Origin of the sequence: Nocardia sputorum (assembly GCF_027924405.1) — a bacterium.
GTDB classification, from domain to species: domain Bacteria; phylum Actinomycetota; class Actinomycetes; order Mycobacteriales; family Mycobacteriaceae; genus Nocardia; species Nocardia sputorum.
In genome coordinates, this window is the sequence record NZ_AP026978.1 from 5,427,255 (window position 1) to 5,449,765 (window position 22,511).

20 protein-coding genes are annotated in these 22,511 nt (G+C 68.7%); 7 read left to right on the top strand and 13 right to left on the bottom strand.

Going from position 1 to position 22,511, the window contains the following annotated elements:
* Window positions 1–72: 72 nt before the first annotated feature.
* From QMG86_RS24535 to QMG86_RS24545, 3 genes are all read left to right on the top strand, one after another.
* Window positions 73–474, top strand: a complete 402-nt coding sequence (locus QMG86_RS24535; protein WP_201298038.1) for a YciI family protein — start codon at window positions 73–75, stop codon at window positions 472–474.
* The gene (locus QMG86_RS24540; RefSeq protein WP_281875028.1) at window positions 471–1,736 is read left to right on the top strand and encodes an RNA polymerase sigma factor; all 1,266 of its coding nucleotides are present in this window, start codon (window positions 471–473) and stop codon (window positions 1,734–1,736) included. Before QMG86_RS24535 ends, QMG86_RS24540 begins: the two co-directional genes overlap by 4 nt.
* Window positions 1,737–1,819: 83 nt before the next feature.
* A complete protein-coding gene (locus QMG86_RS24545; RefSeq protein WP_281875029.1) occupies window positions 1,820–2,296 on the top strand; it encodes an NUDIX hydrolase in 477 nt (158 codons plus the stop codon).
* Between the two features lie 3 nt (window positions 2,297–2,299).
* Here QMG86_RS24545 and QMG86_RS24550 read toward each other — a convergent pair whose 3' ends face one another.
* Window positions 2,300–3,136 carry a phosphoribosylaminoimidazolesuccinocarboxamide synthase gene (locus QMG86_RS24550; RefSeq protein ID WP_281875030.1) on the bottom strand — a complete coding sequence of 279 codons (837 nt, stop codon included), beginning with the start codon at window positions 3,134–3,136 and terminating at the stop codon, window positions 2,300–2,302.
* A 208-nt stretch (window positions 3,137–3,344) separates the two neighbouring features.
* Between QMG86_RS24550 and pepN the strand changes: the two genes are divergently transcribed.
* Window positions 3,345–5,927 (top strand): aminopeptidase N, encoded by a 2,583-nt coding sequence (gene pepN / locus QMG86_RS24555; protein WP_281875031.1) that lies wholly within the window; start codon window positions 3,345–3,347, stop codon window positions 5,925–5,927.
* 55 nt (window positions 5,928–5,982) lie between these two features.
* On the opposite strand, the gene QMG86_RS24560 is transcribed toward pepN, so the two are convergent.
* The 4 genes from QMG86_RS24560 to QMG86_RS24575 all read right to left on the bottom strand — a co-directional run bounded on the left by QMG86_RS24560 (window position 5,983) and on the right by QMG86_RS24575 (window position 9,031).
* Window positions 5,983–6,447, bottom strand: coding sequence for a DUF5130 domain-containing protein (locus QMG86_RS24560; protein WP_281875032.1), 465 nt, complete (start codon window positions 6,445–6,447; stop codon window positions 5,983–5,985).
* Window positions 6,434–6,712 carry an aa3-type cytochrome oxidase subunit CtaJ gene (gene ctaJ, locus QMG86_RS24565; protein ID WP_063025042.1) on the bottom strand — a complete coding sequence of 93 codons (279 nt, stop codon included), beginning with the start codon at window positions 6,710–6,712 and terminating at the stop codon, window positions 6,434–6,436. Before ctaJ ends, QMG86_RS24560 begins: the two co-directional genes overlap by 14 nt.
* Window positions 6,713–6,816: 104 nt before the next feature.
* Window positions 6,817–8,421: a glycoside hydrolase family 13 protein gene (locus QMG86_RS24570; protein WP_281875033.1), complete on the bottom strand. Its 1,605-nt coding sequence runs from the start codon at window positions 8,419–8,421 to the stop codon at window positions 6,817–6,819.
* Window positions 8,422–8,626: 205 nt separating this feature from the next.
* On the bottom strand, window positions 8,627–9,031 hold the full coding sequence (locus tag QMG86_RS24575) for a globin (protein ID WP_281875034.1): 405 nt from the start codon (window positions 9,029–9,031) through the stop codon (window positions 8,627–8,629).
* 243 nt (window positions 9,032–9,274) lie between these two features.
* Between QMG86_RS24575 and QMG86_RS24580 the strand changes: the two genes are divergently transcribed.
* Window positions 9,275–9,979, top strand: a complete 705-nt coding sequence (locus QMG86_RS24580) for an HNH endonuclease (protein ID WP_281875035.1) — start codon at window positions 9,275–9,277, stop codon at window positions 9,977–9,979.
* 4 nt (window positions 9,980–9,983) lie between these two features.
* Here QMG86_RS24580 and QMG86_RS24585 read toward each other — a convergent pair whose 3' ends face one another.
* Entirely contained in the window at window positions 9,984–10,550 is a 567-nt protein-coding gene (locus QMG86_RS24585) for a helix-turn-helix domain-containing protein (protein WP_281875036.1), read from the bottom strand.
* A gap of 676 nt (window positions 10,551–11,226) precedes the next feature.
* Here QMG86_RS24585 and QMG86_RS24590 point away from each other — a divergent pair.
* Window positions 11,227–11,922: an AzlC family ABC transporter permease gene (locus tag QMG86_RS24590; protein WP_281875037.1), complete on the top strand. Its 696-nt coding sequence runs from the start codon at window positions 11,227–11,229 to the stop codon at window positions 11,920–11,922.
* Window positions 11,922–12,230 carry an AzlD domain-containing protein gene (locus QMG86_RS24595; protein WP_281875038.1) on the top strand — a complete coding sequence of 103 codons (309 nt, stop codon included), beginning with the start codon at window positions 11,922–11,924 and terminating at the stop codon, window positions 12,228–12,230. Before QMG86_RS24590 ends, QMG86_RS24595 begins: the two co-directional genes overlap by 1 nt.
* 155 nt (window positions 12,231–12,385) lie before the next feature.
* On the opposite strand, the gene QMG86_RS24600 is transcribed toward QMG86_RS24595, so the two are convergent.
* From QMG86_RS24600 to QMG86_RS24630, 7 genes are all read right to left on the bottom strand, one after another.
* Window positions 12,386–13,051, bottom strand: a complete 666-nt coding sequence (locus QMG86_RS24600) for a DUF8185 domain-containing protein (protein ID WP_281875039.1) — start codon at window positions 13,049–13,051, stop codon at window positions 12,386–12,388.
* Between the two features lie 40 nt (window positions 13,052–13,091).
* Complete coding sequence (locus QMG86_RS24605; RefSeq protein WP_063025023.1) at window positions 13,092–13,544, bottom strand: acyl-CoA thioesterase; 453 nt, start codon at window positions 13,542–13,544, stop codon at window positions 13,092–13,094.
* An 8-nt stretch (window positions 13,545–13,552) separates the two neighbouring features.
* Window positions 13,553–18,493 (bottom strand): NAD-glutamate dehydrogenase, encoded by a 4,941-nt coding sequence (locus QMG86_RS24610; RefSeq protein WP_281875040.1) that lies wholly within the window; start codon window positions 18,491–18,493, stop codon window positions 13,553–13,555.
* 193 nt (window positions 18,494–18,686) lie between these two features.
* Window positions 18,687–18,809 carry a hypothetical protein gene (locus tag QMG86_RS24615; RefSeq protein WP_281875041.1) on the bottom strand — a complete coding sequence of 41 codons (123 nt, stop codon included), beginning with the start codon at window positions 18,807–18,809 and terminating at the stop codon, window positions 18,687–18,689.
* Between the two features lie 326 nt (window positions 18,810–19,135).
* A complete protein-coding gene (gene ettA, locus QMG86_RS24620) occupies window positions 19,136–20,812 on the bottom strand; it encodes an energy-dependent translational throttle protein EttA (RefSeq protein WP_159842372.1) in 1,677 nt (558 codons plus the stop codon).
* A gap of 80 nt (window positions 20,813–20,892) precedes the next feature.
* Window positions 20,893–21,390: a single-stranded DNA-binding protein gene (locus QMG86_RS24625; RefSeq protein ID WP_281875042.1), complete on the bottom strand. Its 498-nt coding sequence runs from the start codon at window positions 21,388–21,390 to the stop codon at window positions 20,893–20,895.
* A gap of 159 nt (window positions 21,391–21,549) precedes the next feature.
* On the bottom strand, window positions 21,550–22,500 hold the full coding sequence (locus QMG86_RS24630; protein ID WP_281881113.1) for a serine/threonine dehydratase: 951 nt from the start codon (window positions 22,498–22,500) through the stop codon (window positions 21,550–21,552).
* Window positions 22,501–22,511: the final 11 nt, after the last annotated feature.

Here is a 22,511-nt window from a genome sequence, read left to right on the forward strand (position 1 = left end):
GCTGGGCTCCGACCTCTTCGCGAGCGCCACCGGGGCGCTCCACGCGACCGAACGCAGGAGAGGAAACGAATCATGAAGTACATGCTGCTGAAGACCTACGGACCCACCGCGTACTGCGACACACCGATCAACGAATGGTCCCCGGAAGAGATCCAGGCGCACATAGACTTCCAGCGCGCGCTGGGTGCGCAGCTGGCCGAGGCGGGCGAGCTGGTGGACGCGCAGGGTTTGGCCGGGCCGGAAGAGGCGCGGATCGTCAGTTCGGACGGTCGATCGGCGCCGGTGGTCACCGACGGGCCGTTCCCGGAGACCAAAGAGTTCTTGGCGGGATACTGGATCGTCGACGTGGACAGTCCCGAACGGGCCTACGAGATCGCCGCGCAGGCCTCCGCCGCACCCGGCCCCGGCGGTAAACCGATCGGCGAGTACATCGAAGTGCGCGCGGTGATGGGCGCCCCCGCCACCGAGCAATGAGCGACCGGCGTGCGGTGCCCGACGACACACCGCTCCCGGCGAGCACCGAGGACCTGCTGCGCGCACTGGCGCCGCAGGTCCTCGGAACGCTCGTTCGCCGGTTCGGCGACTTCGACACCGCCGAGGACGCGCTGCAGGAGGCGCTGCTGGCGGCCGCGACCCAGTGGCCGCGGGACGGCCTGCCGGACAATCCGCGGGCCTGGCTGATCCAGGTCGCGCAGCGCCGCATGGCCGACGCCGTGCGCGCGGAGGTGGCCCGGCGGCGCAGGGAGACCACGGCCTTCGACCGCGAGGTGACCGACGCGGTCCCGGTGGACCACGACGACACCCTCACCATGCTGTTCCTGTGCTGTCATCCGGCGCTGTCGCCCGCCGCCGCCATCGCGCTGACGCTGCGCGCGGTGGGCGGACTCGGCACCGAACAGATCGCCCGCGCCTTCCTGCTGCCGGAAGCGACGATGGCGCAACGGATCACGCGGGCGAAGAAGAAGCTGGCCACGGTCGAGCGGCCCTTCGCGCAGCCGGGTGACCGGCACTGGCGGGAACGACTCGGCGCGGTCCTGCACGTGCTGTACCTGATCTTCAACGAGGGCCATACCAGCAGTTCCGGGCCCGCGTTGCAGCGGACCGATCTGTCCGACGAGGCGATCCGGCTCACCAGGGCCGTGCACCGGCTGCTCCCCGACGACTCCGAGGTCACCGGCCTGCTCGCGTTGATGCTGCTCACCGACGCCCGCCGCGCGGCACGCACCGGCGCGCACGGCGAACTCATCCCGCTGGCCGAACAGCGCCGCGCGCTGTGGGATCGGACGCTGATCACCGAAGGGACGACCCTCGTCACCGGCACGCTCGCGGGCGGACTGCGCGGCCCCTATCAGATCCAGGCGGCCATCGCGGTTCTGCACGCGCAGGCGCCGCGGGCCGAGGACACCGACTGGACCAAGATCCTGGCGCTGTACGAGCGGCTCGAACAGCTCTCGGACAATCCGATGGTGACGCTCAACCGGGCGGTGGCGACGGCGATGGTGTCGGGCCCCGAAGCCGGTCTCGCGCTGATCGAGACGCTCGACGACCGGCTGCAGGGGACCCACCGGCTCGACGCCGTGCGCGGACACCTGCACGAGATGGCCGGCGCGGTGGACGCGGCCATCGGTTGCTACACCAGGGCCGCCGCCCGCACGACGAGCGTCCCGGAGCGGGACTATCTCACCATTCGCGCGGCGCGGCTGCGCCACGAAGCGCGTGCGAATCTCGCTGGGTGAACCTGCCTTCCGGTGCTCCGGCGACGCGCCGGGCGATAGCGGGCGAGGACGCTCGCCGATCGCGACCGGGCAGACTACGCGGTGTGGCAGGCAAACACAGTGCGGGAGTCCTTCTCTTCCGCCGGACCCCGGACCGCGCCGTCGAGGTGTTGCTCGGGCATATGGGCGGTCCGTTCTGGGCGCGAAAAGATCTGGGCGCTTGGTCGATTCCGAAGGGCGAGTACGAGCCGGAGGCCGAGGACGCGCGGACGGCGGCGCGCCGCGAGTTCACCGAGGAGCTCGGACTGCCGGTCCCGGACGGCGCGTGGCTGCCGCTGGGCGAGACGCGCTACAGCGGCGGCAAGAAGATCCTCACGGTCTGGGCCGTCGAAGGCGACCTCGACCCCGCCGCCGTGGTGCCGGGGACCTTCGAGCTCGAATGGCCGCCGCGCTCCGGCCGGTTCGCGCAGTTCCCGGAGATCGATCGCGCGGAGTGGTTCGACGCGCCCACCGCGCGAGCGAAGCTGGTCGCCGGCCAGCGGCCCTGTGTGGACCGGCTGGCCGAGTTGCTCGCGGACTGACCGTCAGCGCGGCACGGCGGCCCAGGCCCGGCCGGTGATGAGTTCGTAGGCCTCGACGTACTTCTGGCGCGTCGCGTCGACGACGTCCGGGGGGATCTCCGGGCCGGGCGCCTCCTTGTTCCAGCCCGTGGAGGTGGACCAGTCGCGGACGAACTGCTTGTCGAAGGAGCGCTGCGCGCGGCCGGGCTCCCACTCGTCGGCGGGCCAGAACCGCGACGAATCGGAGGTCAGCACTTCGTCGCCGAGGGTGAGCACGTCGCCGTCCCAGCCGAATTCGACCTTGGTGTCGGCGACGATGACACCACGTTCGGCGGCGTGCGCGGCGCCCCGGGCGTAGATGTGCAGGGTCAGGTCGCGCAGCCGCTCCGCGACCTCGCGCCCCTCCTGGTTCACCACGTCCGCGAAGGTGATCGACTCGTCGTGGCCCTCGGACGCTTTGGTGGTGGGTGTGAAGATCGGCTCCGGCAGCTTGTCGCCCTCGCGCAGTCCGGGCGGCAGCTCGACCCCGCACACCGAGCCCGTCCGCCGGTATTCCACCAGCCCCGACCCGGTCAGGTAACCGCGCGCGATGCACTCCACCTGGACCATCTTCAGCGGCTTGACCCGGATGCCACGACCAGCGAACTCGGCGGGCACGTCGGTGGCGGAGACCACGTGGTTGGGCACGTCGGTGAAGTACTCGAACCACCAGTTCGACAGCTGGGTCAGCAGCGCGCCCTTGTCCGGGATGGGCGTCGGCAGCACCACGTCGTACACCGAGACCCGGTCGGAGGCGACCAGCAGCAGCGTGTCGCCGTCCTCGTACAGGTCACGCACCTTCCCGGCGTGCACATGCTTCAACGTCGAGCCTCCGAATCCGTGCTGGTGAACCGTGCTGTACCAGGCACAATACCGCCGGCCCCGAGCGCGGCCGTCGCGCCGTCCGCCGTCCCGGCGCGCAGGGGCCGACGGACATCGGGGTTTCTCGGGAAAGTCCCGCGCGGCCCGCCGCACCGAAGTGGCATTGTGGGTGTCGCCCGTGCCAGTTCTTCGACCCCGAAGGAGCCTTATGTCCGCACCCAATCTCACTCGCGACCAGGCGATCGAACGCGCCGCGACGGTGTCGGTCGAGAACTACCGCGTCGAGCTGGACCTCACCGACGGTGCGGGCGCCCCGGGCGAGCAGACTTTCTTCTCCCGCAGCACCGTCACCTTCACCGCGACGCCGGGCGCGAGCACGTTCATCGACATCGTGGCGCGCGGCGTGCGCTCCGCGGTGCTCAACGGCACCGCGCTGGACGTCTCCGGCTACGACGAGTCGACCGGGATCACGCTGACCGACCTGGCCGAGCGCAACGAGCTGGTGGTGGAGGCCGACTGCGAGTACTCGCACACCGGCGAGGGCCTGCACCGGTTCGTCGACCCCACCGACGACGCCGTGTACCTGTACTCGCAGTTCGAGACGGCCGACGCCAAACGGATGTTCGCCTGCTTCGACCAGCCCGACCTCAAAGCCACGTTCGATCTCGCGGTCACCGCACCGGAGGACTGGCAGGTGATCTCCAACGCCGCCGTCGTGCAGACCGTCGCGCCGGAGCCGGGCAAGCACGTCTTCCGCACTACCCCGCGGATGAGCACCTACCTGGTCGCGCTCATCGCCGGCCCGTACGCGCAGTGGACCGACGTCTACACCGACGACCACGGCGACATCCCCCTCGGCATCTACTGCCGCGCCTCGCTGGCCGAGTACATGGACGCCGAGCGGCTGTTCACCGAGACCAAGCAGGGTTTCGGCTTCTACCACCGCAACTTCGGCGTCCCGTACGCGTTCGGCAAGTACGACCAGCTGTTCGTCCCGGAGTTCAACGCGGGAGCGATGGAGAACGCGGGCGCGGTGACCTTCCTGGAGGACTACGTCTTCCGGTCCAAGGTCACCCGGGCGTCCTACGAGCGCCGCGCCGAGACCGTGCTGCACGAGATGGCGCACATGTGGTTCGGCGACCTGGTCACCATGAAGTGGTGGGACGATCTGTGGCTGAACGAGTCGTTCGCCACCTTCGCCTCGGTGCTGTGCCAGTCCGAGGCCACCGAATACGCCAACGCCTGGACCACGTTCGCGAACGTGGAGAAGTCGTGGGCCTACCGGCAGGACCAGCTGCCGTCCACGCACCCGATCGCCGCGGACATCCCCGATCTGGCCGCGGTCGAGGTGAACTTCGACGGCATCACCTACGCCAAGGGCGCCAGCGTTCTGAAGCAGCTGGTCGCCTACGTCGGCCTGGAACCGTTCCTGGCCGGTCTGCGCGCGTACTTCGCCGACCACGCCTACGGCAACGCCACCTTCGACGATCTGCTGTCGGCGCTGGAGAAGTCGTCCGGACGCGACCTGTCCACCTGGGGCGCGCAGTGGCTCAAGACCACCGGGCTGAACATCCTGCGCCCGGAGTTCGAGGTCGACGGCGACGGGAAGTTCAGCTCGTTCGCGGTGGTGCAGGAGGGCGCGCAGCCGGGCGCGGGCGAGCGGCGCGTGCACCGTCTGGCGATCGGCGTGTACGACGAGCGGGACGGAAAGCTGGTGCGCACCGAGCGGGTCGAACTCGACCTCGAGGCTGCCGAGCGCACCGAGGTGCCCGCTCTGGTCGGCGTGCCGCGCGGCCAGTTCGTGCTGGTCAACGACGACGACCTCACCTACTGCTCGATCCGTCTGGACGCCGATTCGCTCGACGTGCTGGTCAACCGCATCGCCGACATCGCGGAGCCGCTGCCGCGCACGCTGGCCTGGTCGGCGGCCTGGGAGATGACGCGCCAAGCCGAGTTCCGCGCCCGCGATTTCGTCGCGCTGGTCGAGCGTGGTGTCGGCGCCGAGAGCGAGATCGGCGTGGTGCAGCGGCTGCTGATGCAAGCCAATACCGCGCTGAGCAGTTACGCCGATCCGGAATGGGCCGCGACCACCGGCTGGCCGGAATTCGCCAATCGGCTGCTGGAGCTGGCGCGTGAGGCGGAGCCGGGTTCGGACCACCAGCTCGCCTTCGTCAACGCGCTGACCGGCGCGAAGCTGTCGGCCTGGCACACCGAGGTGCTCGGCGAACTGCTCGACGGCGACCCGGCCAAGGTCGGGCTGCCCGGCCTGGTGATCGATACCGACCTGCGCTGGCGAATCGTCTCCGCACTCGCCGCCGCGGGCGAGCTGGACGCCGAGGGCCTGGACACGCCGGTCATCGACCAGGAACTGGCCAACGACCCCACGGCCGCGGGCAAGCGGCAGGCGGCCGCCGCGGCGACGGCGCGTCCGATCGCCGAGGTGAAGGAGCAGGCGTGGGCGACGGTGATGGGCGACGACACGGTGCCCAACGTCACCGCTCGCTCGATCGTCGGCGGCTTCGCGCCCGCAGGTCAGGGTGAGCTGCTCGCCCCCTACGTGGAGCGGTACTTCGCGGAGGTCCCCGGCGTCTGGGAGCGTCGCTCCAGCGAGGTCGCCCAGACCGTGGTGGTCGGCCTCTACCCGCACTGGGCGATCAGCGAGGACGCGGTGGCCGTCGCCGACAAGTTCCTCGCCGGCGACCATCCTCCGGCGCTGCGCCGCCTGGTCAGCGAGGGCAAGGCGGGCATCGAACGCTCGCTGCGCGCCCGCGCGTTCGACGCACAGCCGTGAACGAAACCGGCGCGTCCACCCGGTTCGGGTGGACGCGCCGGTGCGGCGTTCCTTATTACCTTCCGATGGCGGCGGCCATCACGCGGACCGCGGAGACCACGCCGTCGATCAGCTGTCCCTGCCGGAACGAGCTCAGCGCGGCGGTGACGCCGAGCTGGCAGACGCGGTCGTTCGCGCGGTCGGCGACCGCCCGGCCCGAGCGCACCTCGATCGCCTTGTCGTTGGGCGAGACGGCGATGAGCACCGAGTGCGCCGCCTCTGGCGTACCGGGGAAGATCGCGTCCGCACCCGCGGCCGGATCCTCACCCAGATCGCCGATGTAGACGTTGAAGCGCACCTTGGTCGCGCGGGTGGCCTCGGTGAGCACGTTGTCCATGGTGAGCCGCTCTTCATCGTTGAACGGCGCTTCCTTGAACACGTCGCCCGCCTCGTGCACGCCGGAGACGCGGCCACTGCTGGTGATCGCGTATCCGTGCGGCAAATCGGCTTCGACCACCGCGGGCCACTTAGAACCTGCCACTTGCCCGTCCTCCGATCAGCTCCACCTCGGTGGACTCGATGGCCGCATGCAGTCCATGCGGGGTTTCCGCGAAGTGGTGACCGGAGCCGATCACCTCTTCGGTGGCACTCCACAGCACCGGCTGCTGGGTCCACTTCTGACCGAGGGCGAAGTGGACCGGCTTCTCGCCAGGCAGTGGCTTACCGAGGAACGACAATCCGGCGATCACGCCGTAGATCACCAGCGGGATGCCGGCGAAGATCAGCACTGTCTCGAGAATGCTCACGGATCAAAGGTAGACGATCCTCTGTAGTAGTTCTCCGCCCGGTCGAGCCGGACCGCCGTCCGTGTCGGTCGAACCCGTGCCGAGCTGGGGTTTTCCGTCGTAGCTCAGACCAACCAGGCGGCCGCGTTCGGCGGCAGCTGGCCTCCCTCGGCCTGCGCACTGGCCAGCAGCAGGTCTCCCGGCGGTAGCTGGATGGGTGCGTCGGAGGCGTTGAGCACGCAGACCAGCCCGCCCGGGCGGCGGAACGCCAGACAACCCGCCGGGCTGCCGTACCACTCGATCCGGTCCCCCGCGAACTCCGGCCGCAGTGCGCGCAGTTCGATCGCCAGGCGATACAGCGACAAGGTCGACCCCAGCTCCTCGAGCTGCGCCTCGACGGTCAGCGGCGCCCAGTCGGGCGGAATCGGCAGCCACGGTGTCCCGGTGGTGAACCCGAACGGCGGCGCGACGCCCTCCCACGGCAGCGGCACCCGGCAGCCGTCGCGGCCGCGCTGGGTGTGCCCCGACCGTTCCCACACCGGATCCTGCAGCACGTCGTCCGGCAGGTCGTCGACGTTGGGCAGCCCCAGTTCGGAGCCGTTGTAGATGAAGACCGCACCCGGCAGCGCGAGTTCCACCAGAACCATCGCCCGTGCCCGCGCGACGCCGAGCGCGCCGCCGCCGTACCGGGTGACCTCCCGCTCGATGTCGTGGTTGGACAGCGTCCAGGTGGGCACGGCGAAGACCGGCGCCACGGCGGCGAGCGAGTTGTCGATCGCGTCGCGCACGGCGTCGGCGTCGAACGCCGATTCGGCGAGCCGGAAGTTGAACGCCAAATGCAGTTCGTCCGGGCGCACGTACTCGCCGAAGCGGGTGTTGTCGTTCACCCAGACTTCGCCGATGGTCACGGCGTCCGGATACTCGTCGACCACCTTGCGGATCCTGCGGTGAATGTCGTGCACGGCGGGATTGTTGAAGCGGGGGTCGCTGTCGTCGTGCGCGAGCAGGGCCGAGACGGACAACTCGGGCATGTCCGGCAGACCGTCGGGCTTGGCCATGCCGTGCGCGACGTCGATCCGGAAACCGTCCACACCGCGGTCGAGCCAGAACCGTAGCGTCTGCTCGAAATCGGCGGCGACCTCGGGATCTGCCCAGTTCAGGTCGGGTTGCTCGCGGGCGAAGATGTGCAGGTACCACTGGCCGGGCCTGCCGTCGGGTTCGGTGATCCTGGTCCACGCGGGACCGCCGAAGATGCTCGGCCAATTGTTCGGCGGCAAAGCGCCATCGGGGCCACGGCCGTCGCGGAAGATGTACCGGTCGCGTTCCGGGCTGCCGGGAGCCGCCGCCAGCGCCGCCCGGAACCATGGGTGCTGGTCGCTGGTGTGGTTGGGCACCAGGTCCATGGTGACCTTGATCCGGCGGGCATGCGCCTCGGCGATCAGCGCGTCCATCGCGGCGAGCCCGCCGAAGAGCTGGTCGATGTCGCGCGGGTCGGCAACGTCGTAGCCACCGTCGGCCATCGGCGAACGCATCACGGGGCAGATCCACAGGGCGTCGACGCCGAGCAGTTCGAGATAGCCCAGTTTGTCCCGGACTCCGCCGAGATCGCCGACCCCGTCGCCGCTCGAGTCCGCGAAGGATCTGGGATAAACCTGGTAGAACACGGCGGACCGCCACCACGACGGGGTGGTGGGATCCGCCGGCGCCGTTAAGGCTGGTGCATCACTCACATCGCAATAGTGCCAAAGTTTCGACGGTCGAGTGCTCGCGCACTATGACGATTCAGAGCATTGGCAAATGATCAGCACTGCCAGCTGTCCAAGCGAAAAGCACTGCTCCACCACGTTTCTCACGCGCGAGGGTCCGGTCACCGGCTGGCGATCAGCGAATCCGCCGCCACCACAACGCGGTAGAAAACACACCGGCGCCACACGGTCAGAAGGGGGCGTTCACCAGCGAATTGGCCGCCATCTCCAGGTAGTCGAGCAGCGCCTTGCGATGCTCGTCGTCCAGGATGTCGGGCTCGATCTCGGCGACCGCGATGCGCATACACCGCAACCACGCGTCCCGCTCGATCGGGCCTATGGTGAACGGCATGTGCCGCATGCGCAGGCGGGGATGGCCGCGTTCGTCGGAGTAGGTGCGCGGACCACCCCAATACTGCTCCAGGAACATCCGCAGACGACGCTCCGCCGGGCCGAGATCTTCCTCCGGATACAGCGGGCGCAGCACCTCGTCGGTGGCCACCTCCCGATAGAAGGTCGCGACGAGCCGCCGGAACGTCTCCGCCCCGCCGACCGCTTCGTAGAACGACGTCGCCGTTTGCTCGCCCGAAGTCATAGACCCTCTCGATTCACCGGATGCGTCGCCGTCCATTGTGCCCGCGCCGGGTCACTGCCGCCGCACCACCCATCCGCCGCCGCTCGGCAGCCGGAACATCGCGCCGGAATGGCACTTCAGCCACAGTTAACCGGACATTGTCGAAAATCACCGTGCAATGCCCGACATTCCATGGTCAACTGGGTGACAGTCTCTGCTTTGCAGATACCACATGATCCTGCCAATCATGAAATCGAGGTCGAGATGAAGCAGCGGCACGGCGCCCGATCACACGAGGCGCGAGCGCACCGACAACTCGAGCCCGCCGACGTCCACAATCGTGGGTCGGGGGCTACTCCGCTGCACATCTTGTCCGAACGATATCCGGGTGGACATCGTGGCCATCACGACCACGGCCCCCGCCCCACCGCCCCGCCCGCCGAGGGCACGAACTGGCTCAAGAGCCGGGTGCTGCTGTTGAACGCCACCTACGAGCCGCTCACCGCTTTGTCCGCGCGCCGCGCGATCGTCCTGCTCATCTGTGACAAGGCCGACGCGATTCATCACAACGACGAAGGCCCGGTAGTGCACTCCGCCGAGACGTCGGTGGCCATTCCTTCGGTGATCCGTCTGCGCACCTACGTCCACGTCCCGTACCGCGCCCGGGTGCCGATGACCCGCGCCGCCCTCATGCACCGGGATCGCTACCGCTGCGGATACTGCGGCGGCAAGGCCGAGACCATCGACCACGTCATCCCGCGCAGCCGCGGCGGAGCACATTCCTGGGAGAACTGCGTCGCCAGCTGCGCGCCGTGCAACCATCGCAAAGCCGACAAGCTGCTCAGCGAGCTGGGCTGGACGCTGCGGGCCCCACTGGTCTCCCCGAAGGGACCGCACTGGCGCCTTTTGTCCACCACCGCCGAACTCGACCCGGTGTGGTTGCAGTACCTCGGCGAAGGCGCCGCCTGACGGATCAGGTGTACTCCACCACCAGCGTCGCCCAAGTCGGCGACGCCAATGCCTCGAACACGTGCGGCCGATCACCCGGGTAGGCGATGTAGTCGCCCGGGTGCAGCTCGACCGGTGCGTCGACCGGCCCGACCAGCGCGCGGCCTTCGGCGAGCAGCACGTGCTCGACCACACCGGCGATATGCGGATCCGATCGGCGTGCATGTCCCGGTTCCGCGGTGATGCGGAACAGGTCACGGCGGGAGTTGGCCGGCCCGGCCGCCAGCAGGGTCGCCCGGTATTCCGATTGCTCGGCTGCCACCACCGGGCCTTCACCGGCGCGGATCACGTGGACTTTCGGGCGCGGCGGGTCGAGCAGCCGGGAGAACGGCATGTCCAGTGCGACGCACAACGCCCACAATGTCTCCAGGCTCGGGTTCCCCGCTCCCGATTCCAGTTGCGACAGCGTGGACTTAGCGATGCCCGCGCGGCCTGCGACCTCGCTCAACGACAATCCGGCCCGAGTGCGCTCGCGGCGCAGCGCGGCGGCGATCACCGCCTGCGGTGTTGTCGTCGCGTCCGGCTGCGTCATTCCCACCTCTGTTGTTCGGCCGCGACTGCGTCGCGGCGTGTTCGCGGCCCCTTTATGGCTCGCGGGCCGCGAACGGACGATGCTAGGTCTCGCTTCGCTCGAAACCTGTGATCGGGCCGTGTGGTTGCGTCCGGCGGTTTCGCCAGCAACCACGTTTCAGCGGGTGACGCCGCCTGCTCGCGTTCCCGTAGCTGTGCGCGCGGCTTGCGTTGCCGCTGTTGCGCTGCCTACCGACATTGCCACGGTGTACCCCACCTGCTGACGTTGCCATGGTGCCGCGGTACGGCGTTACCACCATCGCGCCGCCTGCCGACATTGCCACGGTGTACCCACCTGCGCGCGTTGCCATAGTGCCGCGCGGTACGCCATTACGCCTTGCGCCGCCTACTGACGGTGCCACGGTTGCGCCGTCCGCTTGGTTCGGCCGTGGCGCTACCCCGATCAGGCTGTCGCCGTTGGTCCGCCTGGTTGCTTGCCGTGATTGTGCCGTCCGATCGCGTCCCCAGGGTTGTTTACGTGTTCTGCTGCCGTGATTATGCCCTGCTTTCGGGGGCTGTCGGCGGGGTGGGCTGCTGGATGGTTTGTGGTATAGGCCCTGTCGCGACGTCGTTTGCCCGGCCGAACCGGGACAGAAAGCGGGTTGACGAAGCACTCCGCCGTGTTCACCATAAACAACATGCGTTCGACATGGCGAACACTCGGCCGGTACGAACTGGCCGGCATCGGAGCGGTGTGCCTCGCTGTCGGTGTCATCGGGATCTCTTATGGGGCGACCGCGGTCGCGGCGGGCTTCCCGGTCTGGCTGCCCGTCCTGCTCGGGTGCGTGGTGCTCGCGGGGAGCTCGGAGTTCCTCTTCCTCGGGATAGTCGCCGCGGGTGGCAGTCCGATCGCGGCGGTGCTGGCGGGACTGCTGGTGAACGCGCGGCATGTGCCGTACGGACTGTCGGTTCCGGACGCGGTCGGGACCGGGTGGCGCCGTTCGCTCGGCGTTCATCTGATGAACGACGAGTCCGTCGCGATGACCATCGCGCAGCCCGACGCGCCACGCAGGCGGGCGGCCTACTGGATCACCGGCGCGGGTGTGCTGCTCGCCTGGCCCGGCGGCGCTGCCATCGGGGCGATACTCGGGTCCGTAGTCACCGACACCTCGGCGCTCGGCCTCGATGCGGTGTTCCCGGCAGTCCTGCTCGCGCTGGTGCTGCCCGCGCTGCGCGATCGGACCACGCTCGCAGCGGTCGGTGCGGGCAGCTCGATCGCGCTGCTGAGCGCTCCTTTTCTGCCCACGGGGCTGCCCGTCCTGCTCGCCTTGGCCGGAGTGCTCGTCGCGGCGCGGGAAAAGCCCGAACCCGCGACCGCGCTGGGAGCGGCGTGATGCTGGCGGCCGGAATCGTCGCACTCGCCGCGGGCACTTACGCGTTTCGCTGGGCCGGGCCCGCGCTGCGCGACCGAGTGCGCCTTCCGACGCGGGTGGTGCGTCTGCTGGAGATCGGCGCTGTCGTCTTGCTCACCGCCCTCGTGGCCGTGACCACCCTGCCGCTCGGCACCGCGGACCTCGGATACGCCATGCCCGCAGGGGTTCTCGTCGGCGGAGCGGTGGCGTGGTTCCGACGACCCATTCTGTTGGTCATTGTCGCGGCCGCCGCGACAACGGCGCTCCTGCGCGTGCTCGGCGTCTCGTGAACGCCCCGAATCTGCGCCGCAACCGGTTCCACCACTGAGGCGGCGCCGTCCCCTCCTGCCGACGGCGCCGCCCGACCTATCGATCGCACCCGTGCACGTTTGTGCTACTTCGGATTTCAGTCCGTGATCCGGCGACGTTCGTCGGATCCGCGCGGTCAGTGCGGCAGCAGCGGGATTGCTCCGCCCAGACGGCGAGCCACCGAACCGTAGCGAGCGTCGAGCCGCAGCCACGTCTTCGTCGCCCGGACGCGCACGATCTCGGACGGCGGGATGCGGCGGGGGTCGGCCTTCTCCCCCGAATGCGGGATGAAGTCCATCGCCGTGAGCGCGAAGACGACTCGCATCGGCACCTCCACCCGGGTGCCCGCGCCGGACACGGTCAGCACCGCCTGATCGAGCAGCGAGGCCGGCGGGCCATGGCCACTGCCGTGTTCCTTCGCCAGCTGCGCACCCTGCTCGGCGAGGTCGACGAGGGTGCGCGCGGGCACGTCATCGACGTGCGCGAACCCGTCCGTGGGCGGCAACGCGCCACGCCACGCGGAGTCCATCGAGTATCCGAGGTCGATCGGGCTGCCGCTCGCCGAACCGGCCAACACGAGATCGGCGCCGACCGTCACGTCGTCGACGCCGAGTTCGGCCACCACGGTGCGCATCGCCAACGCCTCGAAACCCGTCGCCACCCAGGCCGCGACGTACTTCTCCCCGCGGCGGCGCAGACGCACCACCGTCGCCGGGTCCAGCCGCACGGCCCTGGTCAGAAACGTCGCGAGATTCTCTCGCTCCGCCGGATCGGGCACATGCAGCACTCGTTGTTCCGTCATCACGGCCGCTCCGCCGTCGGTGTTCGACCAGCGCCGACGCTCACTCCATCCATTCGGACAGGTAATCACGCTCGGCATCGGTGAGCCTGCGCAACCGCTGCGCCCGCATGTCGAACGCCGCGATCTGCGTGGACGCGACCACGGCGGCGGGCGAATCGGGCTGCGCGCCCGCCGCCCGCACCTCGTAACCGATGGTGAAGTCGACCGCGCGCAACTGCTCGATCCACATGGCGATATCCAGCGGCGTGTCCTCGTGCCGCAGCTGACCGCGATACCGGACCCGCAGGTCGGCGAGGACGCAACCCTCGCGCAGCGGGGCGGTCGGGCGGCCGTCCTCGAACAGCCACGGAATCCGCGCCTCTTCCAGCAGCGTCACCATGCGGGCATGGTTGACGTGCTGGAACACGTCCATGTCCGACCACCTGACGTCCACCTTGGCGTGGAAACGCCTGGGCAGCACGAGACTGCCCGACGCTTTTCCGCTGCCGCTCACCGAACTCGTCAACGTGGTACCTCCGATTGAGCGCCCACCCCGCTCACCATGCTCCGCACTTGCCGCGCTGCAACCGACAACGTGGCGAGATCGTGGGTTCCGGACTCGAACAATTCCGACAGCGCCGCCCTGGCTCGGCCGAGGCGGGACTGATTCTTCGACTCCCAGTATGCAATCTTCTCGTCGGCCGTCTCCTCGGGGTCGCCGCCGGACAGCACATCGAGGGTCAGCGAGCGCAGCGATCCGTACATGTCGTCGCGCAACGCGAGCCGCGCCAGCGCATGCCAGCGATCACCGCGTTCGAGGTGGCTGACCGCCTGCAGCAACCAGTCGATCTTGAGGTGATCGTTGAGCGCGTAGTACAGCGACCCGACCTCGTCGCCGTCCCGGTCGGTGATGTCGGCGATGTCCACGATGTCCAGCAGCGGGAACAGGTGCAGCAGGCCGAAGACCTCGGTGGCCAGGTCGGTCGGCGCGCCACGGGCGATCAACTCGGCGGACCGGTCGGTGAGCGTGAACACGTGATGTCCGCGCAGCCACCCCGGCACCTTCGGGGCGAGAGCCCGCACGTCGGCGCGGTACCGGCTGATCTCCGAACCCACCGCGATCGGCTGCGGCCGGTTGCTCAGCAGCCAGCGGGACGCCCGGTCCAGGGTGCGCTTGGTCTCCAGTTCGAGCAGGTCACGCACCGCGGTGGGCGCGTCGCAGGCGCGAATACGCGCCCACCTCTCCTGCAGGTCGAAGATTCCGCTCGCCGCCGCGAAGGCGCGCACCGCGTCGGTGGTGGTGGCGCCGACCTCCTCGTTCAGCCGGTGCGCGTAGGTGATGCCGCCGTAGTCCACCATCTCGTTGGCGATCATCGTGGTGACGATCTCCCGCCGCAGCCGGTGTCGCTTGATCGCCGCGCCGAATCGGTCGCGCAGCGGCGTCGGGAAGTAATCCGGCAGCCGAGTGGCGAAGTACTGGCTGTCGGGCAGGTCGGAATCGAGCAGATCGGACTTGAGCGACAGCTTCACATGCGCCAGGAGATTGGCCAGCTCCGGCGAGGCCAGTCCGGAGCCTTCCTCCAGCCGGCGCTTCATCTCCTGATCCGAGGGCAGCGCCTCGAGTTCGCGATCGAGGCCCCGCCGCTCTTCGAGATCCTCGATCAGCCGCATCTGCACGCTCAGCATCTGCGTCGCCTCGGTGCGCGAGATTCCCATGAGGAAGTTCTGGGCCACGTTGTCCCGCAGGACCATCTGCGCGACCTCGTCGGTCATCGAGGCCAGCAGCGGATTGCGCTCGTCCGGCGGCAGTTGACCGCCGGAGACGACGGCGTCGAGCAGGATCTTGATGTTGACCTCGTGGTCGGAGCAGTCCACGCCCGCCGAGTTGTCCAGCGCGTCGGTGTTCATCTTGCCGCCGTTGCGGCAGAACTCGATGCGGCCCAGCGCCGTCGCGCCCAGGTTGCCGCCCTCCCCGATCACCTTGACCCGCAGCTGGTTCCCGTTGACGCGAACCGGGTCGTTGGACTTGTCGCCCACGTCGGCGTTGGTTTCGGTGCTCGCCTTGACGTAGGTGCCGATACCGCCGTTCCACAGCAGATCGACCGGGGCCAGCAGGATCGCGCGGACCAGTTCCGGCGGCGACAGCGAGACGACGTCATCGCCCAGGCCGAGGGCCGACCTGGCCTGTGGGCTGATCGGCACCGACTTCACCGTGCGGTCCCAGACACCGCCGCCGGGGCTGATCAGCGAGGTGTCGTAATCCGCCCACGACGACCTGGGCAACGCGAACATCCGCTGCCGCTCCCGATAGGAACGCGCCGCATCCGGATCCGGATCCAGGAAGATGTGGCGGTGGTCGAACGCGGCCACCAGGCGAATGTGCTCCGACAACAACATCCCGTTGCCGAACACGTCACCACTCATGTCACCGATACCGACGACGGTGAAATCCTGGGTCTGAGTGTCGATCTCCATCTCGCGGAAATGCCGCTTCACACTCTCCCACGCGCCCTTGGCGGTGATCCCCATGGCCTTGTGGTCATAACCCGCCGAACCACCCGAAGCGAACGCGTCGCCCAACCAGAAACCATAACTCTGCGCCACGTCGTTGGCGATATCCGAGAACGTCGCCGTGCCCTTGTCGGCGGCCACGACCAGGTAGGTGTCGTCACCATCGCGCCGCACGACCCGAGCAGGAGGCAGCACCTGCCCGCTGGCGCGGTCCACGTTGTCGGTGACGTCCAACAGGCCCGAGATGAACGTGCGATAGCACGCGACGCCTTCCGCGCCCAACGCCTGCCGGTCGGCAACCGGATCGCCCGTGGCCGCGGGCGGTTGCTTGACCACGAACCCGCCTTTGGCGCCCACCGGCACGATCACGGCGTTCTTCACCGCCTGCGCTTTGACCAAGCCCAAGATCTCGGTGCGGAAGTCCTCCAACCGGTCCGACCACCGCAGTCCACCGCGGGCCACCGGTCCGAAGCGCAGATGCACGCCCTCCACCCGCGGCGAGTACACGAAGATCTCGAATTGCGGCTTCGGCTTCGGCAATTCGGCGATTTCCCGAGGTTCGACCTTCACCGAGACGTAGTCGCGCGGGTTTCCTTCCACGTCGGTCACGTAGTAGTTGGTGCGCAGCGTCGCCTTGATCAGACCGAGGATCGCGCGCAGGATGCGGTCCGCGTCCAGGCTGACCACCTCGTCGATCCGCCCGCGCACCTGGGCATCCAGTTCCTCCGCGCGCTCGGGAGAGACGGTGTCGGGATCGAAACGCGCCGCGAACAAGTCGACGAACAGGCGCGCGATATCCGGATAGGTGAGCAGCACCCGGCAGATATTGGCCTGGCTGTACGGAAAACCGGCCTGCTGCAGGTACTTCGCGTAGGTACGCAGGATCGAGACGGCCCGCCACGGCAGCCGGGCGCGCAGCACGAGTTCGTTGAGACCGTCCGCCTCCGCGCGCCCGTACCACATGGCCTCGAAGGCTTCCACGAACCGCTCGCGCAGCCCGCGCACCTCCGCCTCCAGCACATCGGCGCGCTTGGAGGACTCGAGCAGTTCCGCGTCCAGATCCCGATCGAGCGAGCTGCGCAGCAGCTCCGGGCGGGCCAGCAGGCCGAAGTCGTAGATCCACCGCTCACCGCCGGCTCCGCCGTCGGCGGCTGCCTCCAGCTCGAGCTGGTACGGCCGCTCGTCGACCACCTCGACGCCGAGGCTCTGCAACAGCGGAAGCACCTGGCTCAGGGAGATACCGCTGCCGCCGACATACAGCGTGAAGCGCCAGGAACCCGGCGCCGAGTCCGGCTTCCGATACAGATATTGATCGATCCGTCCGTCGCGCAGCCGCTCCAGCCGCACGATGTCCGCCAGCGCGCGGGCCGCGGCGAAATCCTGTTTGTAGCCCTCGGGGAAGGCTTCCGCGTACCGCTGGACCACGGCGGGATCGAGCACCGTCGACGTGCTCACCTCGTCGTTCAAGCGGTCGTCCCAGGTGCGGATGGCCTCGGCGAGCAAAGCCTGCAAACGCAGCCGGTTGGGCTCGGACGTGTCGGCGGCGGGCGTCGTGCGGCGCGGAACGCCGAGTTCGGCCTCCGGCATGCGCACCGTGAAATACACCCGCGCCAAGTCGCTTTCGCCCACCCGCGCGGAGTAGTCGATGGACACCCCGCCCAGTTCACGGACCAAGATGTCCTGCATCTCCAGTCGCGCCCTGGTGGTGTATCGGTCGCGAGGCAGATAGACCAGGCAGGCGACGTAGCGCCCGTAGGTGTCCGCGCGCAGGAACAGGCGCACCTGGCGGCGCAGGCTCACGCCGAGCACGGCGGTGGCGGTGCGGCGCAGCGTCTCGCCGTCGGCGGAGAACAGCTCGGTGCGCGGGAAGGACTGGATGACCTCGAGCATCGCCTGGCCGGAGAACGAATCCAGGTCGAATCCGCTCTCCTCGATCGCCGAGCGGACCCGGCGCTCGATCACGGGGATGTCCAGGACGTTCTCGTGCACGGCGGTGACGGTGAAGACACCGATGAACAGGTGTTCACCGACGACCGTCCCGTCGGCGTCGAAGTCGGCGACGCTGACGAAGTACGGGTACACCGCACGATGCACGGTGGCGGGGACCAGCCCCTGGGTCAGCGTCAGCAGCGGGCGGTCACCGCCGTTGACCGGCACGTGGAAGTCGGTGCCCACGTCCGGCCGCAGCACGCCGAGGCAGGTGGCGGGCAGGACGGTGGACATCTCCCGGCCCTGGTCGGTGTTCAGCCGGTAGCGCGCGTAGCCGAGGAGGGTGAAGTTCCCCCCGGCCAGCCAGCGCAGCAGCTTGGCGGTGTCGGTCAGTTCGGTCGGCGCGAACGGCGCGGACCCGGATTGCGCGGCCAGGTCCAGGTCGTCGGCCAGCTTGCTCTGCACGTCCTCGATGGCTTCGGTGTCGCCGATCACCTGGCGCACGTCGTCCACCACGTCCGGCACCGCGGCTTCGACCTTGGCCAGCAGCGCCGCACTCGTCGACGGGTGCAATTGCACGTGCATCCAGGATTCGCGCAGGCCCGCGGCGCCGGTTCCGTCCACCTCGTGCGCCGCGGCGTGCGTGAGCTGTCCCTGCTCGTCCCGCTCGACCTCGAAGATCGGATGGATGATCTCGCTGACGCTCACGCCGATCCGGCTCAGCGATGAGCTGATCGACTCCACCAGCAGCGGCATGTCGTCGGTGACGATCTGCACCGCCGCACCGATTCCGGAGCCGTCATCCGGGTGATACACCCGCACCAGCGCGCGACCGGGGCGGCGCGTCACCGCCAGCTCGAGGTGCCTGCGGAAGATCTGGGTGATGCCGGTGATCGCACAGTCCACATCGCCCGCGTCGACGTGGCGGAAGTACGCCTCCTCGAGCGCAGCGAGTTCGCCGCGCAGCGACTGCGGCAAACCCGCGGCCCACGCCGCGCTGGACAATTCGGACGAGACGGTCATTTTTCGCCAACTCCCTCGGATATCGGTTCCGTAACAAAGTGACGCCGGTCCGAGGGTATCTGTGCGCCGATGACGCGTGGGTGAAATCCCTTTCGACATCCGGGTGTTCACCACGACCGCGGAATTCGCCGCTCGTGTGCCGGGGTCGCAGGCGACGACCTCGGACCACAACACAGAATCGGACCCGCTAACGTCAGGTGAGCGCTACAGGTCGCATCCGTGGCGGCAGCGGCGCCGCACCGGTACCTCGGGTCAGCTCGACCACCGCGCCGGCGGCCGAAGCCACCGATTGCTCGAACTGCGCCTGCGCATTCACGTCTCCCACCCTAGCGAGCTACGCACGGGTAGGTGTCACTCCTGTTCCGCGTTCGCGACAAAGACTTTTCGCGCCGTCCCCCCGCGAGCGTTCGATTCCCCTTCCGGCTCTGCTCTCCGGCTTCGCCGCCTCCCACGGCACATCAGCAAACACCAGGCAGTAGCCGCCCCGACGCCGTACGCACGCCCGCAGTGGCAGCGGGTTCGCACACGGCGAAATCGACTCGCCGACATCCGGTCCGGCCGTCGCCCATATCGAACGGGGACGGGCGCGGAGAGTTGCCGGGGCGGAGTGGGTGCGGCCCGTGCACCCACTCCGCGGTGAAATCAGCCCCGGGTCAGCTTGCGGTGCGTCACCCGGTGCGGGCGGGCCGCCTCCGGGCCGAGCCGCTCGACCTTGTTGGCCTCGTAGGCTTCGAAGTTGCCCTCGAACCAGAACCATTTGGCCTCGTTGTCGGAGTCGCCCTCCCACGCGAGGATGTGGGTGCAGGTGCGGTCGAGGAACCAGCGGTCGTGCGAGATGACCACGGCGCAGCCGGGGAACTTCTCCAGCGCGTTCTCCAGCGAGCCGAGGGTCTCTACGTCGAGGTCGTTGGTCGGCTCATCGAGCAGGATCAGGTTGCCGCCCTGCTTGAGGGTCATCGCCAGGTTCAGCCGGTTGCGCTCACCACCGGACAGCACGCCCGCGGGCTTCTGCTGGTCGGGGCCCTTGAAGCCGAATGCGCTCACGTAGGCCCGCGACGGCATCTCCTGCTGGCCGACCTCGATGTAATCCAGGCCGTCGGAGACGACCTGCCAGACCGTCTTCTTCGGATCGATGCCCGCGCGGTTCTGGTCGACGTAGCTCAGCTTGACCGTCTCGCCGACCTTCACCTCGCCGCTGTCCGGCTGCTCGAGCCCGACGATGGTCTTGAACAGCGTGGTCTTACCGACGCCGTTGGGACCGATCACGCCGACGATGCCGTTACGGGGCAGGGTGAACGACAGGTCCTTGATCAGCTGGCGGTCGCCGAAGCCCTTGTCCAAGTGCTCGACCTCCACCACCACGTTGCCCAGGCGCGGGCCCGCGGGGATCTGGATCTCCTCGAAGTCCAGCTTCCGCATCTTCTCGGCCTCGGCCGCCATCTCCTCGTACCGGCCGAGACGGGCCTTGTTCTTGGCCTGCCTGGCCTTCGCACCGGAACGCACCCAGGCGAGTTCTTCCTTGAGCCGCTTCTGCAGCTTCTGGTCCTTCTTGCCCTGCACCTCGAGCCGCTCGGCCTTCTTCTCCAGGTAGGTGGAGTAGTTGCCCTCGTACGGGTAGGCGCGGCCGCGATCCAGCTCGAGGATCCACTGGGCGACGTTGTCCAGGAAGTACCGGTCGTGGGTGACCGCGAGCACGGCGCCCTGGTACTGGGCCAGGTGCTGCTCGAGCCAGTTCACGCTCTCGGCGTCCAGGTGGTTGGTCGGCTCGTCGAGCAGCAGCAGATCCGGCTTGCTCAGCAACAGCTTGCACAGTGCCACCCGGCGGCGCTCACCACCGGAGAGGTTGGTGACCGGCTCGTCCGGCGGTGGGCAACGCAGCGCGTCCATCGCCTGCTCGAGCTGGGAGTCCAGATCCCACGCGTCGGCATGATCCAGATCTTCCTGGAGCTTGCCCATCTCCTCCATGAGCTCGTCGGAGTAGTCGGTGGCCATCAGCTCGGCGATCTCGTTGAAGCGATCCAGCTTCACCTTGATCTCGCCCATGCCCTCCTCGACGTTGCCGCGGACGGTCTTCTCCTCGTTGAGCGGAGGTTCCTGCTGCAGGATGCCGACGGTGGCGCCGGCGGCGAGGAACGCGTCGCCGTTGTTCGGCTGGTCCAGTCCGGCCATGATCTTCAGCACGCTGGATTTACCCGCGCCGTTCGGGCCGACGACGCCGATCTTGGCGCCGGGAAGGAAGTTCAAGGTGACATCGTCGAGCACGACTTTGTCGCCGTGCGCCTTGCGAACCTTCTTCATCTGGTAAATGAACTCAGCCATAAGTGTGAAGCCTATCGGTGCGAGAGATGAGCGGACGAAGCAGAGCTACCCTGCCGCCAGGACGAAGACCGGTCGTGCGATCAAGCGTCGACAGGCTCGGGCGCGCTGCCGCGAGCCGGCGCCGAACCGGCGGTAGCGACATTCTCCCCCGGCGCGTCACCGACCGGCACCCGACCTTCAGCGCTGGAAGCCTCGGAAGTATTCCGTGACGGCAGGTCGGACCACCGCGTCACCTGCGCGGTGCAGCGGGACAGGTCGGGTCCCACCGCGGTCGCGCGCATCTCCAGATCCCGTCGTTCGACGCCGTCTTTGCTGCGGTACTCGTGCGAACGCAGCTGGCCGTAGGCGATGATCGGATCGCCGCGCCGCAGGGACGCGTCGACACCGGCCACGAGCCTGCGCCAGCAGCTGACGGTGAGATACAACGTTCCGTTGTCCACCCATTGCCCCGACGTGTGATCCAGCCGACGGGAATTGCTCGCCAGCCGGAAGGTGACCACCTGCTCGCCATTGGTCAGATCGCGCTTGACCGGATGGGTGGCGATCGTTCCGATCACGGTCGCGTTCGCCTCGTACATGATTACGCCCCTTCACATTCGGATCCGGGTCTGCCCGGATTTCCTCCCCCTCCAGGAGGCACTTCCAGGGTGCGCCGATTCCGCGAAAGCCGAGCGACCCGTTCCCGGAATGTGCACAACTCCCCTGAATGTGAAAAACGAGCTTTCACGCTCGCGCGGTCAGAACACCGCCACGTCGGTATTGGCTCCGCAGAGGACGATCACCGGTCGCTCGTCCGGCGCGGGAACGTACGCGCCGCTGTGCACGGCCGCCAGCGCCGCGGCGCCCGCCACCTCGACCAGGATGCGGAATTCGCGCCACAGATACTCGCGCGCCGCGGTGATCGCGTCGTCGCTCACCAGCAGCGACCGCACGTCGTGCCTGCGGGCGAGGTCGAGCGCGATGTCACCGATCCGCGTCGGCCCCAGGGTGTCGACCGTGATTCCGGACCCGACGATGTCGACGGGACGGTCCTCGGCCAGCGCTGCGCGCAGGACCGCCGCGCCCTCGGGCTCGATCCCGATCACCTGCTGACGGCGCCCGATCGCGGCCGCGATCCCGGCCACCAGTCCGCCCCCGCCCACCGCGGCCAGCACCGGCGGACGCCCGCGCACCTGCTCTTCGAGTTCCAGCCCGACGACGCCGATGCCCGCGACCACCGCGGGCAGGTCGTAGCCGTGCAACAACAGCGCGCCGCGTTCGGTGGCCAGGTCCGTCGCGTGCGCCAATGCCTCGGCGTAGGTGGTGCCGTGCCAGAGCACTTCGGCGCCGTGCGACCACATCGCGGCGACCTTCGTGTGCGGCGCCGTCTCCGGGACGACGACCGTGCAGCTCTTGTCCAGCCGTGCCGCGGCCAGCGCGGCCGCGATGCCCGCGTTGCCGCCGGAGGCGATCACCACCTCATCGACGCCCTCGCCCGACTCCAGCAACGCGTTGAGGCTGCCGCGCACCTTGAACGTGCCGCCGTGCTGGAGGTGCTCGAGTTTCATCGTCACCGGCACCGGGCCCGACGGGCTCGCCACGGACGTGTGGAAGACGGGCGTCTTGCGGATCCGGCCCGCCAGCCGCTTGCGTGCCGATCGCACGTGCGACCGTTCCACCCGCCCGGCCGGTCTGTGTGGGGAGACCATGGTGGCGCGTT

Coding starts and splice junctions, on each gene's coding strand:
- QMG86_RS24575 (WP_281875034.1), bottom strand. CDS start 9,031: ATGACTTCGGGCGAGCAAACGGCGACGTCGTTCTACGAAGCGGTCGGC.
- QMG86_RS24610 (WP_281875040.1), bottom strand. CDS start 18,493: ATGACCGTCTCGTCCGAATTGTCCAGCGCGGCGTGGGCCGCGGGTTTG.
- QMG86_RS24630 (WP_281881113.1), bottom strand. CDS start 22,500: ATGGTCTCCCCACACAGACCGGCCGGGCGGGTGGAACGGTCGCACGTG.
- pepN (WP_281875031.1), top strand. CDS start 3,345: ATGTCCGCACCCAATCTCACTCGCGACCAGGCGATCGAACGCGCCGCG.
- QMG86_RS24540 (WP_281875028.1), top strand. CDS start 471: ATGAGCGACCGGCGTGCGGTGCCCGACGACACACCGCTCCCGGCGAGC.
- QMG86_RS24580 (WP_281875035.1), top strand. CDS start 9,275: ATGAAGCAGCGGCACGGCGCCCGATCACACGAGGCGCGAGCGCACCGA.
- ettA (WP_159842372.1), bottom strand. CDS start 20,812: ATGGCTGAGTTCATTTACCAGATGAAGAAGGTTCGCAAGGCGCACGGC.
- QMG86_RS24595 (WP_281875038.1), top strand. CDS start 11,922: ATGCTGGCGGCCGGAATCGTCGCACTCGCCGCGGGCACTTACGCGTTT.
- QMG86_RS24590 (WP_281875037.1), top strand. CDS start 11,227: ATGCGTTCGACATGGCGAACACTCGGCCGGTACGAACTGGCCGGCATC.
- QMG86_RS24625 (WP_281875042.1), bottom strand. CDS start 21,390: ATGTACGAGGCGAACGCGACCGTGATCGGAACGATCGCCACCCATCCG.
- QMG86_RS24600 (WP_281875039.1), bottom strand. CDS start 13,051: ATGACGGAACAACGAGTGCTGCATGTGCCCGATCCGGCGGAGCGAGAG.
- QMG86_RS24535 (WP_201298038.1), top strand. CDS start 73: ATGAAGTACATGCTGCTGAAGACCTACGGACCCACCGCGTACTGCGAC.
- QMG86_RS24585 (WP_281875036.1), bottom strand. CDS start 10,550: ATGACGCAGCCGGACGCGACGACAACACCGCAGGCGGTGATCGCCGCC.